The sequence below is a fragment of the Stenotrophomonas sp. S39 genome, from assembly GCF_016624665.1.
In the GTDB taxonomy this organism is placed as follows: domain Bacteria; phylum Pseudomonadota; class Gammaproteobacteria; order Xanthomonadales; family Xanthomonadaceae; genus Stenotrophomonas.
On sequence record NZ_JACVTT010000008.1, the window covers coordinates 21,205 to 40,307 of the forward strand.

The following is a 19,103-nucleotide window of genomic DNA, read 5'->3' on the forward strand; positions in this document are numbered from 1 at the left end:
GCGGAAGTCTCTTAGAACGTACCGGGGTAGGCGCCGCCGTCGATCAGCAGGTTCTGCCCGGTGAGGTAACCGGCCTGTGCGCTGCACAGGAAGGCGCAGGCGGCGCCGAATTCGTCCGGCGTGCCGAAGCGGCCGGCGGGGATCTGCTGGCGGCGCCGGTCGGCCACGGCCTGCACATCGCCATCCCCGCCCGCGGCATGGGCGAAGTTGGCGCGCAGGCGGTCGGTGTCGAACTGGCCGGGCAGCAGGTTGTTGATCGTGACGTTGTGGCCGACGGTGCGCCGCGCCAGGCCGGCGACGAAGCCGGTGAGGCCGCTGCGCGCGCCGTTGGACAGTGCCAGCGTGTCGATCGGTGCCTTCACCGAGGACGAGGTGATGTTGACGATGCGGCCGAAGCCGCGCGCGATCATCGCGTCCACCGTGGCGCGGATCAGCGCGATCGGCGCCAGCATGTTGGCATCCAGCGCGGCGATCCAGTCGTCGCGCTCGAACGTGCGGAAATCGCCCGGCGGCGGGCCACCGGCATTGGTCACCAGGATGTCGACCTGCGGGCAGGCGGCCAGCACCTGCGTGCGGCCGGCTTCGGTAGTGACATCGGCGGCGACCGTACGCACTTCGGCGGCACCGGGCAGGGCACGCAGTTCCTCAGCGGCAGCCTGCAGGGCGGTTTCGCCACGGGCCACGATCACCACGTTCACGCCTTCAGCCACGAGGGCGCGTGCGCAGCCCAGGCCCAGGCCCTTGCTTGCGCCACAGACCAGTGCCCAGCGGCCGGAAATACCCAGATCCATGCGTCAACCCTGCGGAGTTCGGAAGGCGCTCATTGTCCGCCATCGGCCGGTGACAGGCCGGCAACGAAGTGTTGCAGGGCGGCGGCCACCTCGTCGGCGTGGCCGAGGAAGGGCGCATGGCCACCGTGGGCGACGGTCAGTGCCTGCGCGCCCGGCGCCAGTGCGGCGGCGGCCTGCATCGCGGTGGGGGACACCAGGCGGTCGCGCTGGCCGGCAATCCACAGGCTGGGCGTGCCCAGCGCCGGCAGGGCGCCGCGCAGGTCGGTGCCTTCCAGCAGGCGCAGGCCTTCCAGCAGGGCGCGCTCGCTGGGGGCGCCGCGCTCGACCAGGCGCTGGCGCAGGGTGCGCAGCTCCTCGCGGGCATGCGCCGAGCCCATCACGTCCAGCGCCAGGAAGCGTTCCAGCGTGCCGCCGAAGTCCGTGGCCAGATCGCGCCCGAACTGCTCGAACACGGCCGGTTCCACCGCATGCGGCCAGTCTTCGCCACGCACGAAGCGCGGCGTGGCCGCGATCATCGCCAGCCCGCGCACCTTCGGCAGGGTGGCTGCCGCATGCAGGGCAAACAGCCCGCCCAGCGACCAGCCACACCACACCGCCGGTGGCGTGGCGGCGGCAATGGCGTTGACCACGTGCGGCAGGCGCAGCGGGGTGCTGTCGTCGCGGCTGTGGCCATGGCCGGGCAGATCGACCACGTGCAGGGTGAAACGGTCGGCCAGGCGCTGCACCAGCGGCGCGAACACGCCGCCCTGCAGGGCCCAGCCATGGATCAGAACCAGATCCGGCCCGTGGCCGGTGACGTCGATATGCATGGGGTACGACGGGCGCGTGTCAGGCCAGCGCCGGCAGCGCAGGCGGCAGCAGTTCGTGCGGCGCCGAGGCGACACGATCGCGCGCCACGGCGATCGCTTCGACCAGCTCGCGCACCTGCTCGGGCGTATGCAGCGCCGACAGGGTGACGCGCAGCCGCGCCTTGCCTTCGGGTACCGTCGGCGGGCGGATGGCACCGACCAGCCAGCCGGCCTGCTCCAGCGCCTGCGACATCGCCACGGCGATGTGGTCATCGCCACACAGCAGCGGCTGGATCGGGGTTTCCGAGGCCATCAGGTCGAGCCCGTGGCGGCGCGCTTCGCCGCGGAACTGGGCGATCAGGTCGGCCAGCTTGGCCCGGCGCCAATGGTCGCGGCGGGCCAGCCGCACCGCTTCCAGTGCCGAGGCTGCCAGGGCCGGCGGCAGGGCCGTGGTGTAGATGTAGGGGCGTGCGGTTTCGGCCAGATGCTCGACCAGATCCTCGCGGCCGAGCACCAGCGCACCGGCGCTGCCCAGCGCCTTGCCCAGGGTGACCAGCTGCAGCGGCACGTCGTCCACGCTCAGGCCTGCGGTCGCGACGGCACCACGGCCATCGCCGAGCACGCCCACGCCATGTGCGTCGTCCACGTAGAACAGCGCCTGCTGCAGGCGCGCGACCAGCGACAAGGCACGCAGCGGTGCAACATCGCCGTCCATGCTGAAGACACCGTCGGTGGCCAGCATCGCCGCCCCCTCGGGTGCGTGCTTGAGCTGGCGCATCGCGCCTTCCGGGTCCAGGTGCGGGTAGCGGCGCAGGCGCGCACCGGCCAGGCGCGTGGCATCCAGCAGGCTGGCGTGGTTGAGCTTGTCCTGCACGCAGACGTCGTTCTCTTCGCTCAGCAGCGCCTGCTGCACCGCCAGGTTGGCGGCGAAGCCACTGCCGAACAGCAGGGCGCGCGGGTAGCCCAGCCAATCGGCCACTTCGCGTTCCAGTGCGTCGTGCAGTGCGTGGTGGCCGCAGACCAGGTGCGAGGCACCGGCGCCGGTGCCATCGCGCGCGGCGGCGTCCTGCAGCGCGTTGACCACGCTGAACTGCTGGGCCAGGCCCAGGTAGTCGTTGCTGCAGAATCCGGTCAGCCAGCGCCCGTCGATTTCCAGGCGCACGCCATCACGACGGGTGACCGTGCGCCGCGGGCGGCGACGGCCTTGTGCATCGCGCAACGCGCGCTGGGCTTGGAGGCGGGCGGTCAGGTCGGGGCGGGCCATGCTGGCTTCAGGCGACGACGGGGCGGCTAGGGTAGCGCGTTGCCGCCACGCCTGCTCGACGCCCCAATCACGCGGCGTGTCACGCGGCGTGGGCGCAGCCACAGCCGGGGCCATCGGCGCTGATATCGGCATGCACGGTACCGCCATGGTCGTGGCCGTCGGCGTCCACCTGCACCGGCATCGGCTGCAGGCCCAGGCGCGCGAACAGGGCAAGGTCGCGCTCGCTTTCCGGGTTGCCGGTGGTCAGCAGTTTTTCGCCGTAGAAGATCGAGTTGGCACCGGCCAGGAAACACAGCGCCTGCAGCTCATCGCTCATCGCCTCGCGACCCGCCGACAGCCGCACCATCGAGCGTGGCATCGCAATGCGCGCCACCGCGATCATGCGCACGAACTCGAACGGGTCCAGTTCCGCGCTGCCATGCAGCGGGGTACCGGCCACCTGCACCAGCTTGTTGATCGGCACCGAATCGGGATGCGCCGGCAGCGTGGCCAGCGCCAGCAGCAGGCCGATGCGGTGTGCGCGCGTTTCGCCCATGCCGACGATGCCGCCGCAGCAGGTTTTCAACCCGGCATCGCGCACGTGGCCGAGCGTGTCCAGGCGGTCCTGGTACTGGCGGGTGTGGATGATCGAATCGTAGTAATCCGGCGCGGTGTCCAGATTGTGGTTGTAGTAGTCCAGCCCGGCATCCTTCAGTGCGCGTGCCTGCTCGCCCGTGAGCATGCCAAGCGTGGCGCAGGTTTCCAGGCCGAGTGCCTTCACCCCGGCGATCATCGCGGCCACCTTGGGGATGTCGCGGTCCTTGGGCGAGCGCCACGCTGCACCCATGCAGAAGCGCGATGCACCGGCCGCCTTCGCCTGGCGCGCCTTGGCCAGCACCGCGTCGGTGTCCATCAGTTTCTGCGCGCTTACACCGGTGCTGTAGCGCTGCGCCTGCGGGCAGTACGCGCAGTCCTCGGGGCAGCCGCCGGTCTTCACCGACAGCAGGGTGGATACCTGCACCTGGGCCGGATCGAAATGCGCGCGATGCACGCTGGCGGCGCGGAACAGCAGCTCCGGCAGGGGCAGGTCGAACAGCGCCTGCAGTTCATCGTGCTGCCAGTCGTGGCGGATGGCAGAAGCCATGGCGGAACCCTGGGGGAGTTGGAGCGAGGGCGGCAGTGTGGGTGGGTTGGCAATGACTGTCAACTTACATTTACTCAATCAGGTTTACATAATTCCGGCACCGGCGTGCCGCTAGACTGGGCCGCCGAGCGAAGGAACTGCCATGGATCTGCCGCGCTTCACCTATCACCCCGATCCCGTCGCCACCGGCAGCGTGATGGCCGCCGATACGCCCTGTGTCTGCTGCGGGCAGGCGCGCGGTTACGTCTATGCCGGGCCGGTGTATGCCGAAGAGGAGTACGCGCAGCAGATCTGCCCGTGGTGCATTGCCGATGGCTCGGCACATGAGCGCCTGGGTGTCACCTTCAGCGACGAGGAAGGCGTGGGCGGTGGTGGCGAGTGGGATGAGGTCGGTGAGGACATCATCGACGAGATCGCGCAGCGCACCCCCGGTTTCAACGGCTGGCAGCAGGAACAGTGGTGGACGCACTGCGGGGATGCCGCGCAGTTCATCGGCCGCGCCGGCCGCGCCGAACTGGAAGCACACGGCAAGGATGCGGTGGTGGCGATCCAGGACAGCACCGGGCTGGACGACGGGCCGCAGTGGCAGCACTTCCTTGCCGCGTTGGACAAGGACGGATCACCGACGGCCTACCTGTTCCGCTGCAGGCACTGTGGCGTGGTGGGTGGTTACCAGGATTGCGACTGACGCGCACTGATGGAGCCCTTCGACGCCCGCGCCGGACGCTGGGAGCCAATTACTCGCGACGAACTCGATGCGTTGGTTGCTGCCCAGTTGGCCCGCTGCACACCTGACCAGCAGGCCGCCTTCGCTGCGCTGCGCGTGCCGTTCTACACGATGCCGTTGCATCGCTTGGGTGCGGTCGAGCCGGTCTGGGTCGTCGCCCATCTCGCTGACGGGTGGCTCTACTACGAGGACGTGGAAGAGGGGTTCGAGATGGGTGTTCCGGGTGAAGACGGTGCGCTGCCTGGGGGCGGTTGCAACCAGTTCGAGCTGACCCACATCCTGCGTCGCGCGGGATGCGTTGGATGAGCGCATGAGCAGGCGCGAGCGGAAGTTGCTGGTCCTGGATCTGGACGAAACCCTGGTGCATGCCAGTGCGTGCGAGCTGGATCGCCCGGCTGACGCGCGGGTGGTGGGTTACCACGTCTACAAGCGCCCCCACGTCGATGCCTTTCTCGACTTCGCGTTCGCGCACTTCGATGTGGGCGTGTGGACATCATCCGGCCAGCTGTATGCCGAGCCGCTGGTGGCCTGGTTGATGCCGGAGCGGACGCTCGAATTCCTGTGGTCATCACAGCGCTGCTCGATCGCGCGTGACTGGGTAACGGGTGGGCATTCCAGCCAGAAGCGGCTGTATAAACTGAAGCGGCTGGGGTTCTTGCTGGAAGAGATGATCGGCATCGACGACACGCCGGAGAAGTACGCGAAGAACTACGGCAACCTCGTGCAGGTGCAGGCGTTCATCGGCGACCTCGGTGACGACGAACTGCTGCATCTTCCGCATTACCTGGAACTGCTGCGGCAGGCCCCGAACATCCGGGCCGTGGAAAAGCGCCGCTGGCGCGAGCGCGTGCCGGCCTGAGCCGGCAGCGCTGATTCATCCGTGGCCGCACCGGCCACCACGCATCACACCTGGGCCATGCCGCCATCGACAAAGAACTCGATGCCGTTGACGAAGCTGGCCGCATCCGAGGCCAGGAAGGCCACGGCATTGGCCACTTCCTGCGGTTCGCCGAGGCGGGCCAGCGGCACCTGCGCGGCAAGGTGATCGAACAGGCCCTGGCGAGCTTCGTCGGGCACCAGGTCGCCCAGGCCGGGGGTGCGGATCGGGCCGGGGCTGACCACGTTCACCCGGATGCGGCGCTCCTTCAGGTCCAGTGCCCACGAGCGGGCGAAGTTGCGCACCGCGGCCTTGCTGGCGCTGTACACGCTGAAGTTGGCCGTGCCCTGGATCGAGACCGTCGAGCCGGTGAGGATGACCGAGGCCCCATCGACCAGCAGCGGCAGCGCCTTCTGCACGGTGAACAGCACGCCGCGCACGTTGGTGGCGAAGATGCGGTCGAAATGTTCTTCGGTGATGGCGCCCAGCGGCAGCATGTCACCGCCACCGGCATTGGCGAACAGGATGTCCAGGCGGCCGGCCTGGCGGGCGATCTGCGCGTAGACCGCATCGAGGTCGCTGGGCTGCGCGGCATCGGCGCGGATGCCGGTGGCCTGCGTACCGATGGTGGCCACGGCGGCGTCCAGTTCAGGCTGGCGGCGGCCGGTGATGAAGACTTTGGCGCCGAGGCTGGCCAGGTGCTGGGCGGTGGCCAGGCCGATGCCGGTGGTGCCGCCGGTGACGAGGGCGATCTTGCCGTTGAAATCAGTGTTCATGGTGTTCTCCTGTAAGGGCTGCCGGGGAGGGGTGGCAGCGGGTGGGAGAATGATGGGCGGCGGCGCTGCTGCGATAAATCATGCGCAATGACAATGACTGTGCATGTGTGTGCATAATCAATCGCATGAACCAGCTCACTGCCATCCGTGCCTTCGCCCGCGTCGTCGAGGCCGGCAGCTTCACCCGCGCCGCCGATTCGCTGGACATGCCCACCACCTCGCTGAGCAAGCTGGTGCGCGAGCTGGAAACGCACCTGGGGGTGCGCCTGCTGCAGCGGACCACGCGGCGCGTAGCGGTGACCGCCGAGGGCCAGGCGTACTACGAGAAGGCCGGCCGCCTGCTGCGTGACCTGGAGGATGTCGACGCCTCCTTCAGCGCTGCACGCGGCGCACCCCGCGGCTTGCTGCGTGTGGACATCGGCGGCTCCACCGCGCGCGATGTGCTGATTCCCGTGCTGCCTGACTTCATGGCGCGCTACCCGGACATCCGCATCGAACTGGGCGTTTCAGACCGTGCTGTGAACCTGATCAGCGAGAACGTGGACTGCGTGATCCGCGGCGGTGCGCTGGATGATTCCTCGCTGGTGGCCCGTCACCTGGGTGATGCGCACCTGGTGACCTGCGCCAGCCCGCGCTACCTGAAGGCGCATGGCATTCCCGCCTACCCCGAAGAGCTGCGCAACGGCCATCGGCTGGTCAGCTACCTGCTGCCGTCGAACGGCCGTGCGGTGCCGTTCCGGTTTCGCGGCGAAGACGGTGCGTTCGAGATCAAGGCCGAGCACCGCATCGGCATCAACGAAAGCAACGCGCACCTGGCCGCCGCCATGGCAGGCATGGGCCTGGTGCAGACCTTCGGCTATGCGGCGGGCGCTGCGCTGCGCAGCAAGGCACTGGTGGAAGTGCTGCAGCCGTGGCGGCCGGCGCCGTACCCGTTCCACGTGGTGTACCCCAACAACCGGCACGTGACGCCGCGCCTGCGGGTGTTCATCGACTGGCTGGCGCAGGTGTTGCCGCCGTTGCTGGCGGGTGGGAGCTAGCGTTTGCGCGGCCGCACCGAGACATGCGGATGGTCCGGCACATGCCATCGCCATGGGAAATCGATTGCGCGGCTGATGCCGATGCGTGACCCGACGACGGGTGATTCCGGCGGCGGCGTGCCATCACAGACGATGACGATGCCACGGTCAGCGGCCACCAGATCGGCTCCATCCAGATCGCGGGTGATGCCGAGCGCCTGGGACAGCTTGCCGGGGCCGCTGGCCAGATCGCGTTCGCGCCTGGCGGCAGGCCGTGCCGTCTGCATGGCGCCCACCCCGGCGACCGGTTCGGCCGCCCGCAGCAGCACGCCCACCCCTTCGCCAACCTCGCCACAGACCGCGTTGCTGCCCCAGTGCATGCCGTAGGCGAAGTAGACATACAGGTGGCCGGCTTCGCCGAACATGGTGGCATTGCGGGCGGTCTGCCCCCGGTAGGAATGCGCGGCAGGGTCCTCGCTGCCTGCGTACGCCTCCACTTCCACGATGCGCGCGGCGCGACCGTCATCGCGCACGATCAGCTTGTTCAGCAGCGCGGGTGCCACCGCCGTGGGGTGGCGGCGATAGAAGTCGCGCGGCAGCACGTTCCAATGGTCCGGCAGCCAAGCCGGTACAACGGGTGCGCGGGGGGCGGATGCTGGCACGTCAGGGTTTGTCCTGCTCCTGCTGCATCCGGTCCGCCTCTTTCTGCAGGCCCGGGTCGTGGGTTTCGCCGTACTTCATGTACAGAATGAGGCTGGGCACGGCCATGGCGAGTGCCCCGATCACCAGGACAAGGATGATGATTCTGGTCCGCTTGTTCATACGCGATCCGCAACTCCGGCATGTGGCGGGCACAGCGTAGGCGGGCCGATGTGCATTCCCTGTGTCCTCGCCACCGCCTGCACTGGACAGCCTGCACCTACCCGCCGAGGCGCTTAACCCTGATGCCATCCAGCGAATGCAGCGCACACAGTAGCGGGCATGCCGATACAGGGAATCCACAACGCGCTGGCTCGCGCCGCTTCAGCGGCCCTGCAGGTGCTGCTGCCGCTGCGCTGCCTGGTCTGCGGTGACCCCGGCCACGATGGCCTGGATCTGTGTGCCGCCTGCCTGGCGGATCTACCCTGGTCCGGGCGGGCCTGCCTGCGCTGTGCACTGCCGCTGCCGGACAGTGCGCTGCCGGTCTGCGGCACCTGCCGCGAGGAGCCGCCGCCGCAGGCTGCCACCCATGCCAGCCTGCTGTACCTGCCGCCCGTGGACCAGCTGCTGATCCGCTACAAATTCCACCAGGACCTGGCTGCCGGCCGACTGCTGGCGCAGTTGATGCTGCGTCTGCCACCACCGTGGGCGTGCCCGCCATTGGCACCGGTGCCGTTGCATCCGCGGCGCCTGCGCCAGCGCGGTTACGACCAGGCCGGTGAGTTGTGCCGGCTGCTGCGCCAGCCGGTGTGGCGCGGCCTGTACCGGCGCCGGCACACCGCGCCGCAGTCGGAGCGCAGCGCCGAGCAGCGGCGCGACAACCTGTTCGACGCCTTCGATGTGCGCGGTGCGGTGCCACCGCGCCTGACCGTGGTGGACGATGTGATGACCACCGGCAGCACCGTGCTGGAAGTGGCGGAAACGCTGCGGCTGGTCGGCGCCGACGAAGTGCGCGTGTGGGTGTGCGCGCGGGTGCCGTGAGCGTGTTCGGCTTGTCGCTTTCTGAGCGCGAGTCGGTGACTGAATGGGGCACGGCATGGACGCGGGGATGTCCTATGTCATGCTGACTCCACCGTTGCCTATGCGGATGGCACAAGGATGAGCGAGATGGGAGCAGCACACGGAGCCCGGGAACTGTGGCGGGAGCAACAACGTGCAAAGCGACTGCAGGATAATGACGAAGCCAAGCAGGCGCTGATCGGCCAGCAACATGCCGACTTGCTGCGACGGACGAGGGCAAACCGGCCGCCGCCCGTAAGCTCTGTGACGTGGCAGGGCGTGACGTGGACCGTCTTGAATCTTGCCGAGGCGCAAGCGCGCTTGGCCCAGATCCGGCACAGGCGCGAGCACAGCGACTTTCATCTGATTGATCAATCCTGGGATTTTCCCGATCCCGAGGATGCTGCGACCCACGCGGTCTTTCTGATGGCCGAAGAGCCGGTAGTTGTTTCGCAGCTGACACTGATGCGGACGCTTCCGGGACACGCGAACCTGCGCATCCATGGCTGGATCTGCGGAAAGGGTCTGGAGGCCGACCATCTGAACTTCTCGCTGACCGGGGGAGCTGCGGCCGATGAAGATGAGCACGTTCAACATCGGTCCTGCCTTGTCGTCGACGGCCCTGCACGGCTTGGCCTGGCCGTCCTGCCTGCGGGAAGGCACGCATTCACCGGGGAGGTTCATTGCCGTACGCTTGCCTGCGCACACTACAGCTGCAACGTGGTGCTCGCGCAGCGCGCACGCATCGATTGCCTGATCAACGCAGGTGCCGGGATTTTCTGTCACATCCCACCGGAGATCCGGCTGCATGTAGCCGATGACGTTGATCCAGACCGGAGCAGCGTCACGGTCCAATGGCATCGTGGATATCGCGTCCTGAGTCCGACACACCGTATCTCAGAGGTGGTGGCGCCAGAGTGGCTGCGGATGGTTGAAGATCATGGCCCCTGGCTGAGGCACGACCGCCTTGACCACACTCTGGGCCCGGAGAAGCTCTTGCGTAGCGAGGAGCAGATTGCGCGTGCCTATGCTGGATTTCCTGCCATGCTCGCAGATGCATTTGAGCAGTTCTCGCATTACATGCAGCAGACGGGAATGAAAGGGTTGCAGGCCGGCGGCTCCAGTCAGTTCAGCACGCACGCCCGGTACCACGAGGTCGAGGAGATGGTTGATGGCACCCTGATGAAGGTTCGCGTGCTGGTGAGACACCTTGAACACTCGGGTTCCGTGCGGCTTCGCGCTATCCAGAGAGTAGACACGGCAGAGCTGAGGCTGGCATTGGAGGATATAGATCACGCAGGACATGTGCTGCAGAGACCCGAGCCTCGGATGTGTGACGAAACTCCGGAGGCACACATGGTCAAGCACGGCTTGGCGGAGGCCATACGACTGCTGCGGGCCCGCTACAAAATACGCTGAGGCGCGACCCGGGCACGCGTGGGCCCTACGGCTGACCTGGCGGCAGGTCTGCCATGACGGTGTGCACACCGCGTGGATTCCATTTCTGGTCGACAGGCTACGATGATGTCAGGAACCTGATCGAAGGAGTGGTCATGCTGTCTCCCGAATCTTCCCCGTCGCCGCTGTTGTCGGCCATCGGTCGGAGCTGGTCGATCCTGCTGCTGTATGGCGTGGTCGCGCTGGGCTTTGGCATCACCGCAATCGGCTGGCCGATGGCCGCAGCCACCGCGCTGGCCTGGGCACTGGGCCTGATGGCCATCGTCGAAGGGGTCATCAGCCTGATTGCGTTGATCAGCGGCGGCAGCGGCGCGCCGCGGGGCTGGCTGCTGCTGTATGCGGTGGCTTCGCTGGGCTTCGGCACGCTGGCGGTGATCAACCCGCTGGCCACCGCCAGCGTGCTGGTGCTGCTGCTGGCTGCCTGGCTGCTGGTGGCGGGCATCTACCGCATCGTGTTCGCCGTGCGCGTGCGCAGGCATATCCGGGGCGAGTGGGTGCTGATCCTCAGCGGCGCGCTGGCCATCGTGCTCGGCCTGCTGTTTGCAGCCAACCCGCTGGCCGGGGTGGCGGTGACCACCCTCTGGATGGGGATCGGCAGCCTGCTGTACGGGCTGCTGCAGATTGTCGTGGCACTGAAACTGAGGACGCTGGCGTGAGGGCCGCGCTTCCGTTGTTGCTGGCCGCGGCGCTGGGCTTGACCGCCTGCATGCCGGGCGCACCTGCTGATGCGCCGGTGGGCAGGCAGCAGGCACCGCGCCCCGGCGTGGACGTGCGCCTGAGCGCGGTCGATGCGGAGGGCAAGGGCACGCCGGTTGAGTGGCAGGGCGAGGCACTGGCCCTGCGTGAACCGCCGATTGCCGGCAGCGCGGACATCGCCGATGTGCGCTATGTACTGGACAACGGCAATCAACCGGGCCTGCAGATCCGCTACCGCCCGGAGGCACACCAGCGCATCCACGATGGCACCGCAGCCCTGGTGGGCCAGCGTGCGGCCATCAGCGTGGATGGCCGTGTGCTGATGGTGGCGACGGTGCAGGGCCCGTTCGGCGAATCAATGCTGCTGAGCGGGCTGTCCAGCATTGCCGAAGCGCAGGCGCTGGAGAAGCACATCACCGGCAGATGACCGGCGCGCCACCACTCCCGCGCTGCGCGCGGAGGTCGACCAAGGTCGACCGCTACCTGGCGAACCGCGCTTCGATCTCCTCCAGCGACTTGCCCTTGGTTTCCGGCAGCCACAGGGCGGCTACCAGGAAGAACACAAACGTGCAGCCGGCCCAGAACAGGAACATGCTGGCATAGCCATGGTGCCCCACCGTGGGCAGGAAGATGGCGGCAATCGTGGTGGAGACGAACTGGTTGATGAGCAGGGCGATGCTCATGCCATTGGAGCGGATGCGGTTGGGCATCAGTTCCGACAGCGCCAGCCACACGCACACGCCGGGGCCGACCGCGAAGAACGCAACGAACACCAGGATGCACGCGGCCACGGCCCAGCCGTGTGCCGGTGGTGGCACCGGGCCGATGCGTGCCTGTTCGATGCGCAGCGGTGCCTGCGCGGCGCTGGCAGGGTCGGCGAAGGGATTCAGGTGCAGGTGGCGGAAGAACGCGCCGATGACGCTGTCCGGCTGCACGGTGCCGGCACGCGCGATGCGCAGTTCGCGGTCACCCAGGTTGCCGCTGCGCAGGGCACGCACGTTGGTGAAATCGCCATAGGCATAGGACACGGTGAGCTGCAGTGGCCGGCCCTCGCTGTCGGTGCCAGCGGCCAGGCGCTGCCACTGCGCGTCATCCAGCACCAGCTGCAGGCCATCACCACTCACAGCGGCCTGCAGCTGCGGCTGCACGTCGGCGCGGCCGCGCTCGGCCTGGAAGAACAGCGTGGCCGCGGCCAGCAGGGCCACGCAGATGCCGCCGCTGCCCAGCATCAGCAGGAAGCGGCGGCCCTTGCGGTCGACCAGCAGCAGGGCGACCACGGTCATCACCGCGTTGAGCAGCTTGATGGCCACGTCGGCGCCGTTGGCCACCGAGCCTGACAGGCCGGCCTGGTTGAGGATGTTGACCGCGTAGGCCAGTATCGAATTGATGCCGGTGGCCTGGGTGCAGGCCAGCACCACGCAGGCCAGCAGGAACGGCACCACGTAGCGGCGGCTCAGCAGCGGATCACGGCGGCCATCGCTGTTGCGTGTTTCGGGTGCCTGGATCTGCGCCAGCGTGGGTTCCACATCGGCAGCGGGCAGCACACGCTGCAGGCTGCGGCGCGCGTCTTCCACGCGGCCACGGCGTACCAGCCAGCGCGGTGATTCGGACAGCCAGAAGATGCCGGCACAGAACAGCAGGCCCGGTGCCAGGCAGCTCCAGAAGATGGTGCGCCAGGCGTGGTCCTTCACCACGAACAGTTCCTGCGCCTGCTGTGCCAGCGGCAACGAGCGCACCGCTTCGGCGGCGGCATCCACGGCATGCGCCTGGTACAGGCCGATGAGGGCAGCCAGCACCAGGCCGATGGTCAGCAGCAGCTGGAACATCGCCGCACCGCGACCGCGCCGCTCGGGACTGAGCACTTCGGCCAGATACAGCGGCACCACCACGCCGATCAGGCCCCCGCTGATGCCCTGCAGCAGGCGGCCCAGCAGCAGCGGCGTGTAACCCGAGGCCAGCGCCATGATCGGGATCGAGGCGGTGAACAGCACGCCCGCCAGCAGCATCGCGCCGCGTCGGCCGATGAGGTCGGCCACCATGCCGGCGAACAACGAAGACAGCACGCTGCCCAGCAGCACCGCTGCAACCACGAAGCCGAGCTGTTGGCTGCTGAGCTGCCAGGCATGGCTGGCGGTGGCTTCCAGGTAGGGCAGGGCACCGGCGATGATGCCGATGTCGATGCCGTACAGCAGGCCGCCGAGGCCGCCGATGAACAGCAGGTAGCGAACGGGCCAGCGCGGGGCGGTGGGTGCGGTCATCGACAGGTTCCCAGGTAGCGCCGGGACGTGCCCGGCGGCGTTTCAATGCGGCGTTCCCGCCGCACGGCGTGCATCAGGCGTGTGCAGCGTTCAGATCGACAACATGCCCACCCACCACCACCTGCTGCAGGCGCAGTGCGGCGTCCAGCACCACCAGGTCGGCGCGGGCGTCGGGCGCGATGCGGCCGCGATCGTCCAGGCCGAGGTACGCGGCGGGGAAGGTGGAGACGCGCTGCGAGGCATCGGCCAGGTCCAGGCCCACCTGCACCAGGTTGCGCAGCGCCTGGTCCATGGTCAGCGCACTGCCGGCCAGCGAACCGGTGGCCAGGCGCACGCAGCCGCCGCACTTGTGCACGCGCTGTTCGCCCAGCGCGTATTCGCCATCTGGCATGCCGGTGCCCGCGGTGGCATCGGTCACCGCGTACAGGCGCGGAATCGCGCGCGCGGCCAGGCGGATCACGCCGGGGTGGATGTGCTGCAGGTCGGGAATGATCTCCGCGTACTGCGCATGCGCCAGTGCGGCGGCGGCAATGCCCGGGCGGTAATGGTCGACGCCGGTCATGCCATTGAACAGGTGGGTGAAGCCGGACGCGCCGGCCTGCAGCGCGGCCACGCCTTCCTCATAGGTGCCGGCACTGTGGCCCAGCTGCACGCGGATGCCCATCGCCGACAGCGCGGGAATCAGCGCAGTGTGCTCGCCGATCTCCGGCGCCAGCGTCATCACCCGGATCGGCGCCAGCGCGTGCATCTGCTGCACCAGCGCCAGCGTTGCCTCGATCGTGCGGTTGGGCTGCGCGCCCAGCCGCTGCGGGCTGATGAAGGGGCCTTCCAGATGCACGCCGGCGATGGTCGCGGCTTCGGCATCCGGCGCCGCCATCGCGGCGGCCACGCCCTGCAGCGCATGCTCGATCTCGTCCAGGCCGGCGGTCATGGTGGTCGCCAGCAGGGTGGTGGTACCGAAGCGCAGGTGGGTACGGGCGATGGTGCGGGCCACCTCGCCGCCCTGCATCAGGTCCACGCCGGCCGCGCCGTGCACGTGCAGGTCGATGAAGCCGGGCAGGATCACCGGCAGCTGCAGATCGTCGGCGCCACTGTGGTCATCCACCTGCAGCTGGCGCACGTGCGAATCGAACTGGACATGGCCACGGCGCCAGCCCAGCGGGGTGAGGATGCGGCCGTGCAGGGAACGGGTGTCGGTCATGGCGGTGTCTCGGCGATGATCACTTCGATGCCCAGCCGCTGCAGCCCCTCGCGGGTGGCATCGTCGATGCCGGCGTCGGTGATGATGGCGTGGATCTGGTCCAGGAGCGCGATGCGGTGCAGGCTGACGCGGCCGAACTTGGAGGCGTCGGTCAGCACCACGATGCGGCGCGCACGCTCGACCATGCGGTGGTTGAGGCGGGCTTCGGCTTCGTCGTGGGTGGTCAGGCCGAACTGCAGGTCCAGGCCATCCACGCCCAGGAACAGGGTGTCGAAGCTGTAGGAGTTGAGGCTGGCCTCGGCCTGGCTGCCCTGCAGCGAGAGCGACTGCTGGCGCAGCAGGCCACCGGTGAGGAGCACGGTGATGCCCGGCGCGTTGGCCAGTTCCCAGGCGATGTTCAGGCCGTTGGTCATCACCGTCACGTCGCGGTGGCCGCGCAGGTGGCGGGCCAGGGTCATCGTGGTCGAGCCGGAGTCGATGATGATGTTGTCGCCGGCCTGCACCAGCCGCGCGGCGGCGGTGCCAATGGACTCCTTCAGCGGCAGGTTCAGCGCATCCTTCTCGTGGATGTCCTGTTCCTGCGGCGGCGTGCGCACCAGGGTGGCACCGCCGTGGGTGCGGGTGGCCAGGCCCTGCGCCTCGAAGTGGGTGAGGTCGGCACGGATGGTCACCGCCGACACGCCGAAGCGCTCGACCAGATCGGCCACCTGCACCGAGCCATGCTCGATCAGCAGCTGCAGGATCTGTTGCCGGCGGGAGCGGGTGTTGCGCATGGCCATCTCTCGGTTTCGTCAGGAAAGGTAGAGATTAGCCGTTCGCAAGAACGGAGGCAGCCGAACTTGCGTTCTGCTTGCGGGTGCCCGCCTGGTTGGCGCTGCAGGCGCGCGCGTACTCGCCCAGGCACTGGCCGATGCGGTGCTGCACCAGCGCGCTGGGGGTGTTGGCCAGCTGGCCCTCGCGCACGGCGCGGTACTGCTCGGGCAGGTACTGGCTGAGCAGGACCAGCGGCGGCGCCTGCCGTTCCAGGTTGGCGAACAGGGTCTGCACCGCCTGCAGCAGCGCCGGGTCGCCCCAGTAGTAGCGGCAGCGGTCGCTGAAGGAGAAGCGGCGCAGCAGGCGCAGTTCGGCTTCGTCGCCCTGGTAGTAGGGCTGCCAGTACTTCGGCTGCGCCTGCATCACCTCATCCAGCACCTGCGGCAGGCGCGAGCACTGCGCCGCTGGCAGCAGGTCGGCCTCGATGGCGGCCAGCGCGAACAGCGCCTCGCGGTAGGCGAAGGTCGCCGCCGGGCCCACCTTGAGGATGGCGAAGTGGTCGCGCACCAGCGCGTGCAGGCCGCTTTCGCGCTGGTAATCGGTGGAATGCGCTTCGAACACGATGCGCGGCTGCTGTTCGAGGAAACCGGCCAGCGCATCGGCTGCCGCGGGGTCGTACTCGTGCACGCTGCTGTGGTCGAAATCCACGCCCGGCTGCACCACCATCGCGATCACCCGCTGCCACGCATCGCGCAGCTGCGGCGTATCGAAGGCGTGCTGGTGGATGGCCAGCGTCTGCGCGGCGGCGGCTGGCGTGGTCACCTGCAGGCCGCCGGCCAGCGAGGCTTCGCCACCGGGCACCGGCACTTCGGTGCCGATGACATAGACCGGCGGCGGCAGGCCGTGCCCGGCGGCGGTGCGCTCGGCGATCTCGGCCAACTCGGCCGAACGTGCGGCGACGATCGCATCGGGCAGCGGCACCGGGTCATCGGCGCAGGACATGCTGCAGTCCAGGTGGATCTTGTGGAAGCCGGCGGCCACGTAGGCCTCGATCAGCACGCGCGCATGGGTCATGGCTTCGGCGGCCGGGCGCTTCTGCCAGGCGTTCGGGCCAAGGTGGTCGCCACCGAGGATCAGCCGCTCGCGCGGGAAGCCTTCTTCATCGGCGAGGGTGCCGACGTAGTCGCGGTACTGCGGCGGGGTCATGCCGGTGTAGCCGCCAAACTGGTCGACCTGGTTGGACGTGGCTTCGACCAGCAGCACGGTGCCGTGCGCCAGCGCCACATGCATGGCCGCGCGCAGCACCTGTTCGTTGCTGCAGCAGACGCTGTACAGGCCGACGTTGGCACCGGCGCGGTGGGAGGCAAGCAGGGTCTGCAGCGGGGACATGGTCAGGCTCCGGTCGATCAGGAAAACGAGGGTTGGCAGGCCAGCAGCGCGGCACCGCGCGCACCACCGGCATCGCCGAAGCGCGGCGGCACGATGGGCGGCACCTGCGCGCCGTTGAACAGATGCGCGGCAACGGCGGCGGGCAGCAGCTGGTACAGCGGCGCGTACTGCGAAAGGCCGCCGCCGAGCACGATCACGTGCGGGTCCAGCGCCAGCACCAGCGCGGCCAGGCTGTGGCCGAGCAGGTCGCGGTGGATGTCCAGTGCCTGGCGGGCGCGTGCATCGCCGGCCTCGGCCAGGGCGATCACCGCGCTGGCATCGCGCGCGCTGCCGCCAAGATGGCGTTCGATCATCGCCACGCCGCTTCCGGACACGTAGCGCTCCACGCAGCCCTGCAGGCCGCAGCCGCAGTCCAGCAGGGGCAGGCCGTGGCGCTGCAGCAGGTGGCCGGGCACGCTCCAGTGGCCCCATTCGCCGGCCAGGCCGTTGAAGCCGGTCAGCAGGCGGCCCTGCAGGCAGAAGCCACCACCGGCACCGGTGCCGAGGATGGCGCCGAACATGCTGGGGTAGCCATCGGCGGCGCCACCGTGCGCCTCGGACAACGCGAAGCACTGCAGGTCATTACCGAAGTGCAGCGGACGCGCCAGCTGTGCCTGCAGGTCCTGCGCCACGCACTGGCCGGTCAACGCCGGCACGTTCGCGCTGAGCTGGCGGCCACTGCGGCGGTCGCGCACGCCGGGCAGGGCGATGCCGATGGCGGCGTCACTGCGCCCCAGCGTGGCATCGGCCTCGGCCACCAGTGCAATGACGGCCTGCAGGAAACCGGCGTAGTCGCCCTGCGGCGTCGCCACGCGGCGGCGCCAGGTGACCTGCATCGCCGCATCGCACGCCACCAGCTCGATCTTGGTGCCGCCGATGTCGATGCCGTAGCAGGCGTGGGCGATCAGCTCAGCCATGGTGGATGGTGACGCCCTGGACGACGCGGTTGACGGTGCCGTCCGGGAACGGATTGTCCGGGGTCAGGCCCAGCGCGGCCGAGCGCTGCAGCGCGAACAACTGGGCGAAGCCCAGCCACACCGGCGCCAGCCACGGGTCGTCCAGTGCCGGCACGGCCAGCGTGTACTCGTCGTCCGCGCCGATATCCGCATGCGGGCCGATCGCCAGCACCTGCCCGGCCACGCCGTCGCGGCGCAGTTCTTCCAGCAGGTCCTGCTCGTAGCGGCGTGCCAGCGGCTGCACGCTGCGCAGCACCACCACCAGGGTGTCGCCATCCAGCGTGGACTTGGGGCCGTGGCGGAAACCCAGCGGGGTGTTGGCCAGCGCCAGCACGCGGCCAGCGGTCAGTTCCAGCACCTTCAGCGCGCACTCGCGGGCCAGCGCTTCCAGCGGTCCGCTGGCCAGGTAGATCACCCGGTTGAACGGGCGCTGCGCCAGTGCCGCGACCGGTGCATCCCACTGTGCCAGGCCTTCGCGGCCCAGCGCGGCAATCTGCTTCAGGCGTGCGCTGCGCGCCTCCCACGGCGAGCGGTCGAATACGGTCAGCGCAGCCAGCAGCATGCAGGTCAGGCTGCTGGTCATGGCAAAGGCACGGTCGCAGCTGGCCGAAGGCATCAGCAGGGTGAGGGTATCGCTGCGGCCGGCACCACGGCGGGCCAGTTCGCCGTCGGCATTGCAGGTGATATCGAGGAAACGGGCGTCGGCCACGTCGGCGCGCACGCGGTCGACCGCAGCCACGCTTTCCGGGCTGGAGCCGCTGCGGCCGAACGACACCAGCAGGGTGGGGCGGTCGCGCTGCAGGTACAGCGCCGGGTGGGTCAGCAGGCTGGTGGTATGCACCACGCGCACCTCGGCCGGCCACTGCGCGTTGATCGCATCGGCCACCATTTCGGCGATGAAGCCGGAGCTGCCTGCGCCGGTGAACAGCACGCGCTGGTTGGGATCGTTGAGGCTGTCGCCGAGGAAGGCCTGCAGGCGGTCGCGGGCACGCGACAGGTCCTGCGCAAGGGCTTCCCACAGCGCCGGCTGCTGGGCGATTTCGGTAGCGGTATCGGCTCCGCCCCGGCGCTGCCAGGCGGACACATCGGAAAGCAGGGTGACGTCCATTCGGAGGTTCCAGTTGGGCCAGCGCACCATCAGTGTTTTCTTTCGAAATGTCAAACATCGAAAGCAAAAAGAAAGAAATGGCTTGACGCAGCTTGCTCGTGAACAGGTAGATCCAGAAACGCAAGAACCGGCCGAATGCCGTATCGCACAATGCTTAACAGGGGGTTGCAAGCGCTTACACAAAG

General features: G+C 68.7%; 21 protein-coding genes. 8 read left to right on the forward strand and 13 right to left on the reverse strand.

The features are described from left to right. Positions 1 to 11 precede the first annotated feature (11 nt). From IAE41_RS04210 to bioB, 4 genes are all read right to left on the reverse strand, one after another. A complete protein-coding gene (locus IAE41_RS04210; protein WP_200732202.1) occupies positions 12 to 791 on the reverse strand; it encodes an SDR family oxidoreductase in 780 nt (259 codons plus the stop codon). Between the two features lie 29 nt (positions 792 to 820). Then, the gene (gene bioH, locus IAE41_RS04215) at positions 821 to 1,600 is read right to left on the reverse strand and encodes a pimeloyl-ACP methyl ester esterase BioH (protein WP_200732203.1); all 780 of its coding nucleotides are present in this window, start codon (positions 1,598 to 1,600) and stop codon (positions 821 to 823) included. Between the two features lie 19 nt (positions 1,601 to 1,619). Then, entirely contained in the window at positions 1,620 to 2,843 is a 1,224-nt protein-coding gene (gene bioF / locus IAE41_RS04220; RefSeq protein ID WP_200732204.1) for an 8-amino-7-oxononanoate synthase, read from the reverse strand. 79 nt (positions 2,844 to 2,922) lie between these two features. Next, positions 2,923 to 3,966 carry a biotin synthase BioB gene (gene bioB, locus IAE41_RS04225; protein ID WP_200732205.1) on the reverse strand — a complete coding sequence of 348 codons (1,044 nt, stop codon included), beginning with the start codon at positions 3,964 to 3,966 and terminating at the stop codon, positions 2,923 to 2,925. Positions 3,967 to 4,108: 142 nt separating this feature from the next. Between bioB and IAE41_RS04230 the strand changes: the two genes are divergently transcribed. Genes IAE41_RS04230 through IAE41_RS04240 form a run of 3 tightly spaced genes read left to right on the forward strand, consistent with a single transcriptional unit; the run spans position 4,109 to position 5,552 of the window. After that, on the forward strand, positions 4,109 to 4,654 hold the full coding sequence (locus IAE41_RS04230) for a CbrC family protein (RefSeq protein WP_200732206.1): 546 nt from the start codon (positions 4,109 to 4,111) through the stop codon (positions 4,652 to 4,654). 9 nt (positions 4,655 to 4,663) lie between these two features. Next, positions 4,664 to 4,999, forward strand: coding sequence for a hypothetical protein (locus tag IAE41_RS04235; protein WP_200732207.1), 336 nt, complete (start codon positions 4,664 to 4,666; stop codon positions 4,997 to 4,999). Positions 5,000 to 5,003: 4 nt separating this feature from the next. Beyond that, positions 5,004 to 5,552, forward strand: coding sequence for an HAD family hydrolase (locus IAE41_RS04240; RefSeq protein WP_200732208.1), 549 nt, complete (start codon positions 5,004 to 5,006; stop codon positions 5,550 to 5,552). A 44-nt stretch (positions 5,553 to 5,596) separates the two neighbouring features. On the opposite strand, the gene IAE41_RS04245 is transcribed toward IAE41_RS04240, so the two are convergent. Next, on the reverse strand, positions 5,597 to 6,346 hold the full coding sequence (locus IAE41_RS04245) for an SDR family oxidoreductase (protein ID WP_200732209.1): 750 nt from the start codon (positions 6,344 to 6,346) through the stop codon (positions 5,597 to 5,599). A gap of 125 nt (positions 6,347 to 6,471) precedes the next feature. Here IAE41_RS04245 and IAE41_RS04250 point away from each other — a divergent pair, with 125 nt between their 5' ends. Next, positions 6,472 to 7,383, forward strand: coding sequence for a LysR family transcriptional regulator (locus IAE41_RS04250; RefSeq protein ID WP_200732210.1), 912 nt, complete (start codon positions 6,472 to 6,474; stop codon positions 7,381 to 7,383). Here the strand turns inward: IAE41_RS04250 and IAE41_RS04255 are convergent. Together IAE41_RS04255 and IAE41_RS04260 are read right to left on the reverse strand one after the other, a co-directional pair. After that, entirely contained in the window at positions 7,380 to 7,964 is a 585-nt protein-coding gene (locus IAE41_RS04255) for a DNA-3-methyladenine glycosylase (protein WP_325166978.1), read from the reverse strand. The genes IAE41_RS04250 and IAE41_RS04255 overlap by 4 nt on opposite strands. Positions 7,965 to 8,025: 61 nt before the next feature. After that, positions 8,026 to 8,184, reverse strand: a complete 159-nt coding sequence (locus IAE41_RS04260; RefSeq protein ID WP_159095080.1) for a hypothetical protein — start codon at positions 8,182 to 8,184, stop codon at positions 8,026 to 8,028. Positions 8,185 to 8,343: 159 nt separating this feature from the next. Here IAE41_RS04260 and IAE41_RS04265 point away from each other — a divergent pair, with 159 nt between their 5' ends. The 4 genes from IAE41_RS04265 (at position 8,344) to IAE41_RS04280 (ending at position 11,641) form a co-directional block, all read left to right on the forward strand. Continuing rightward, complete coding sequence (locus tag IAE41_RS04265) at positions 8,344 to 9,042, forward strand: ComF family protein (protein WP_200732212.1); 699 nt, start codon at positions 8,344 to 8,346, stop codon at positions 9,040 to 9,042. 117 nt (positions 9,043 to 9,159) lie between these two features. Then, on the forward strand, positions 9,160 to 10,479 hold the full coding sequence (locus IAE41_RS04270; protein WP_200732213.1) for a hypothetical protein: 1,320 nt from the start codon (positions 9,160 to 9,162) through the stop codon (positions 10,477 to 10,479). Positions 10,480 to 10,613: 134 nt separating this feature from the next. Continuing rightward, positions 10,614 to 11,174 (forward strand): DUF308 domain-containing protein, encoded by a 561-nt coding sequence (locus IAE41_RS04275; protein ID WP_079224066.1) that lies wholly within the window; start codon positions 10,614 to 10,616, stop codon positions 11,172 to 11,174. Further along, positions 11,171 to 11,641 (forward strand): hypothetical protein, encoded by a 471-nt coding sequence (locus IAE41_RS04280; protein ID WP_079224064.1) that lies wholly within the window; start codon positions 11,171 to 11,173, stop codon positions 11,639 to 11,641. Before IAE41_RS04275 ends, IAE41_RS04280 begins: the two co-directional genes overlap by 4 nt. A 52-nt stretch (positions 11,642 to 11,693) precedes the next feature. Here the strand turns inward: IAE41_RS04280 and IAE41_RS04285 are convergent, their stop codons facing one another. The 6 genes from IAE41_RS04285 to IAE41_RS04310 all read right to left on the reverse strand — a co-directional run bounded on the left by IAE41_RS04285 (position 11,694) and on the right by IAE41_RS04310 (position 18,918). Then, on the reverse strand, positions 11,694 to 13,472 hold the full coding sequence (locus IAE41_RS04285; RefSeq protein WP_200732214.1) for an MFS transporter: 1,779 nt from the start codon (positions 13,470 to 13,472) through the stop codon (positions 11,694 to 11,696). Between the two features lie 73 nt (positions 13,473 to 13,545). Beyond that, entirely contained in the window at positions 13,546 to 14,673 is a 1,128-nt protein-coding gene (nagA, locus tag IAE41_RS04290) for an N-acetylglucosamine-6-phosphate deacetylase (RefSeq protein ID WP_200732215.1), read from the reverse strand. Further along, the gene (locus IAE41_RS04295; protein ID WP_079225420.1) at positions 14,670 to 15,446 is read right to left on the reverse strand and encodes a DeoR family transcriptional regulator; all 777 of its coding nucleotides are present in this window, start codon (positions 15,444 to 15,446) and stop codon (positions 14,670 to 14,672) included. Before IAE41_RS04295 ends, nagA begins: the two co-directional genes overlap by 4 nt. A gap of 34 nt (positions 15,447 to 15,480) precedes the next feature. After that, the gene (locus tag IAE41_RS04300) at positions 15,481 to 16,815 is read right to left on the reverse strand and encodes a D-tagatose-bisphosphate aldolase, class II, non-catalytic subunit (RefSeq protein ID WP_200732216.1); all 1,335 of its coding nucleotides are present in this window, start codon (positions 16,813 to 16,815) and stop codon (positions 15,481 to 15,483) included. 17 nt (positions 16,816 to 16,832) lie between these two features. After that, positions 16,833 to 17,771, reverse strand: a complete 939-nt coding sequence (locus IAE41_RS04305) for an ROK family protein (protein ID WP_200732217.1) — start codon at positions 17,769 to 17,771, stop codon at positions 16,833 to 16,835. Beyond that, entirely contained in the window at positions 17,764 to 18,918 is a 1,155-nt protein-coding gene (locus tag IAE41_RS04310; protein WP_200732218.1) for an SIS domain-containing protein, read from the reverse strand. The genes IAE41_RS04305 and IAE41_RS04310 overlap by 8 nt, the downstream gene beginning before the upstream one ends. Between the last annotated feature and the right edge of the window lie 185 nt (positions 18,919 to 19,103).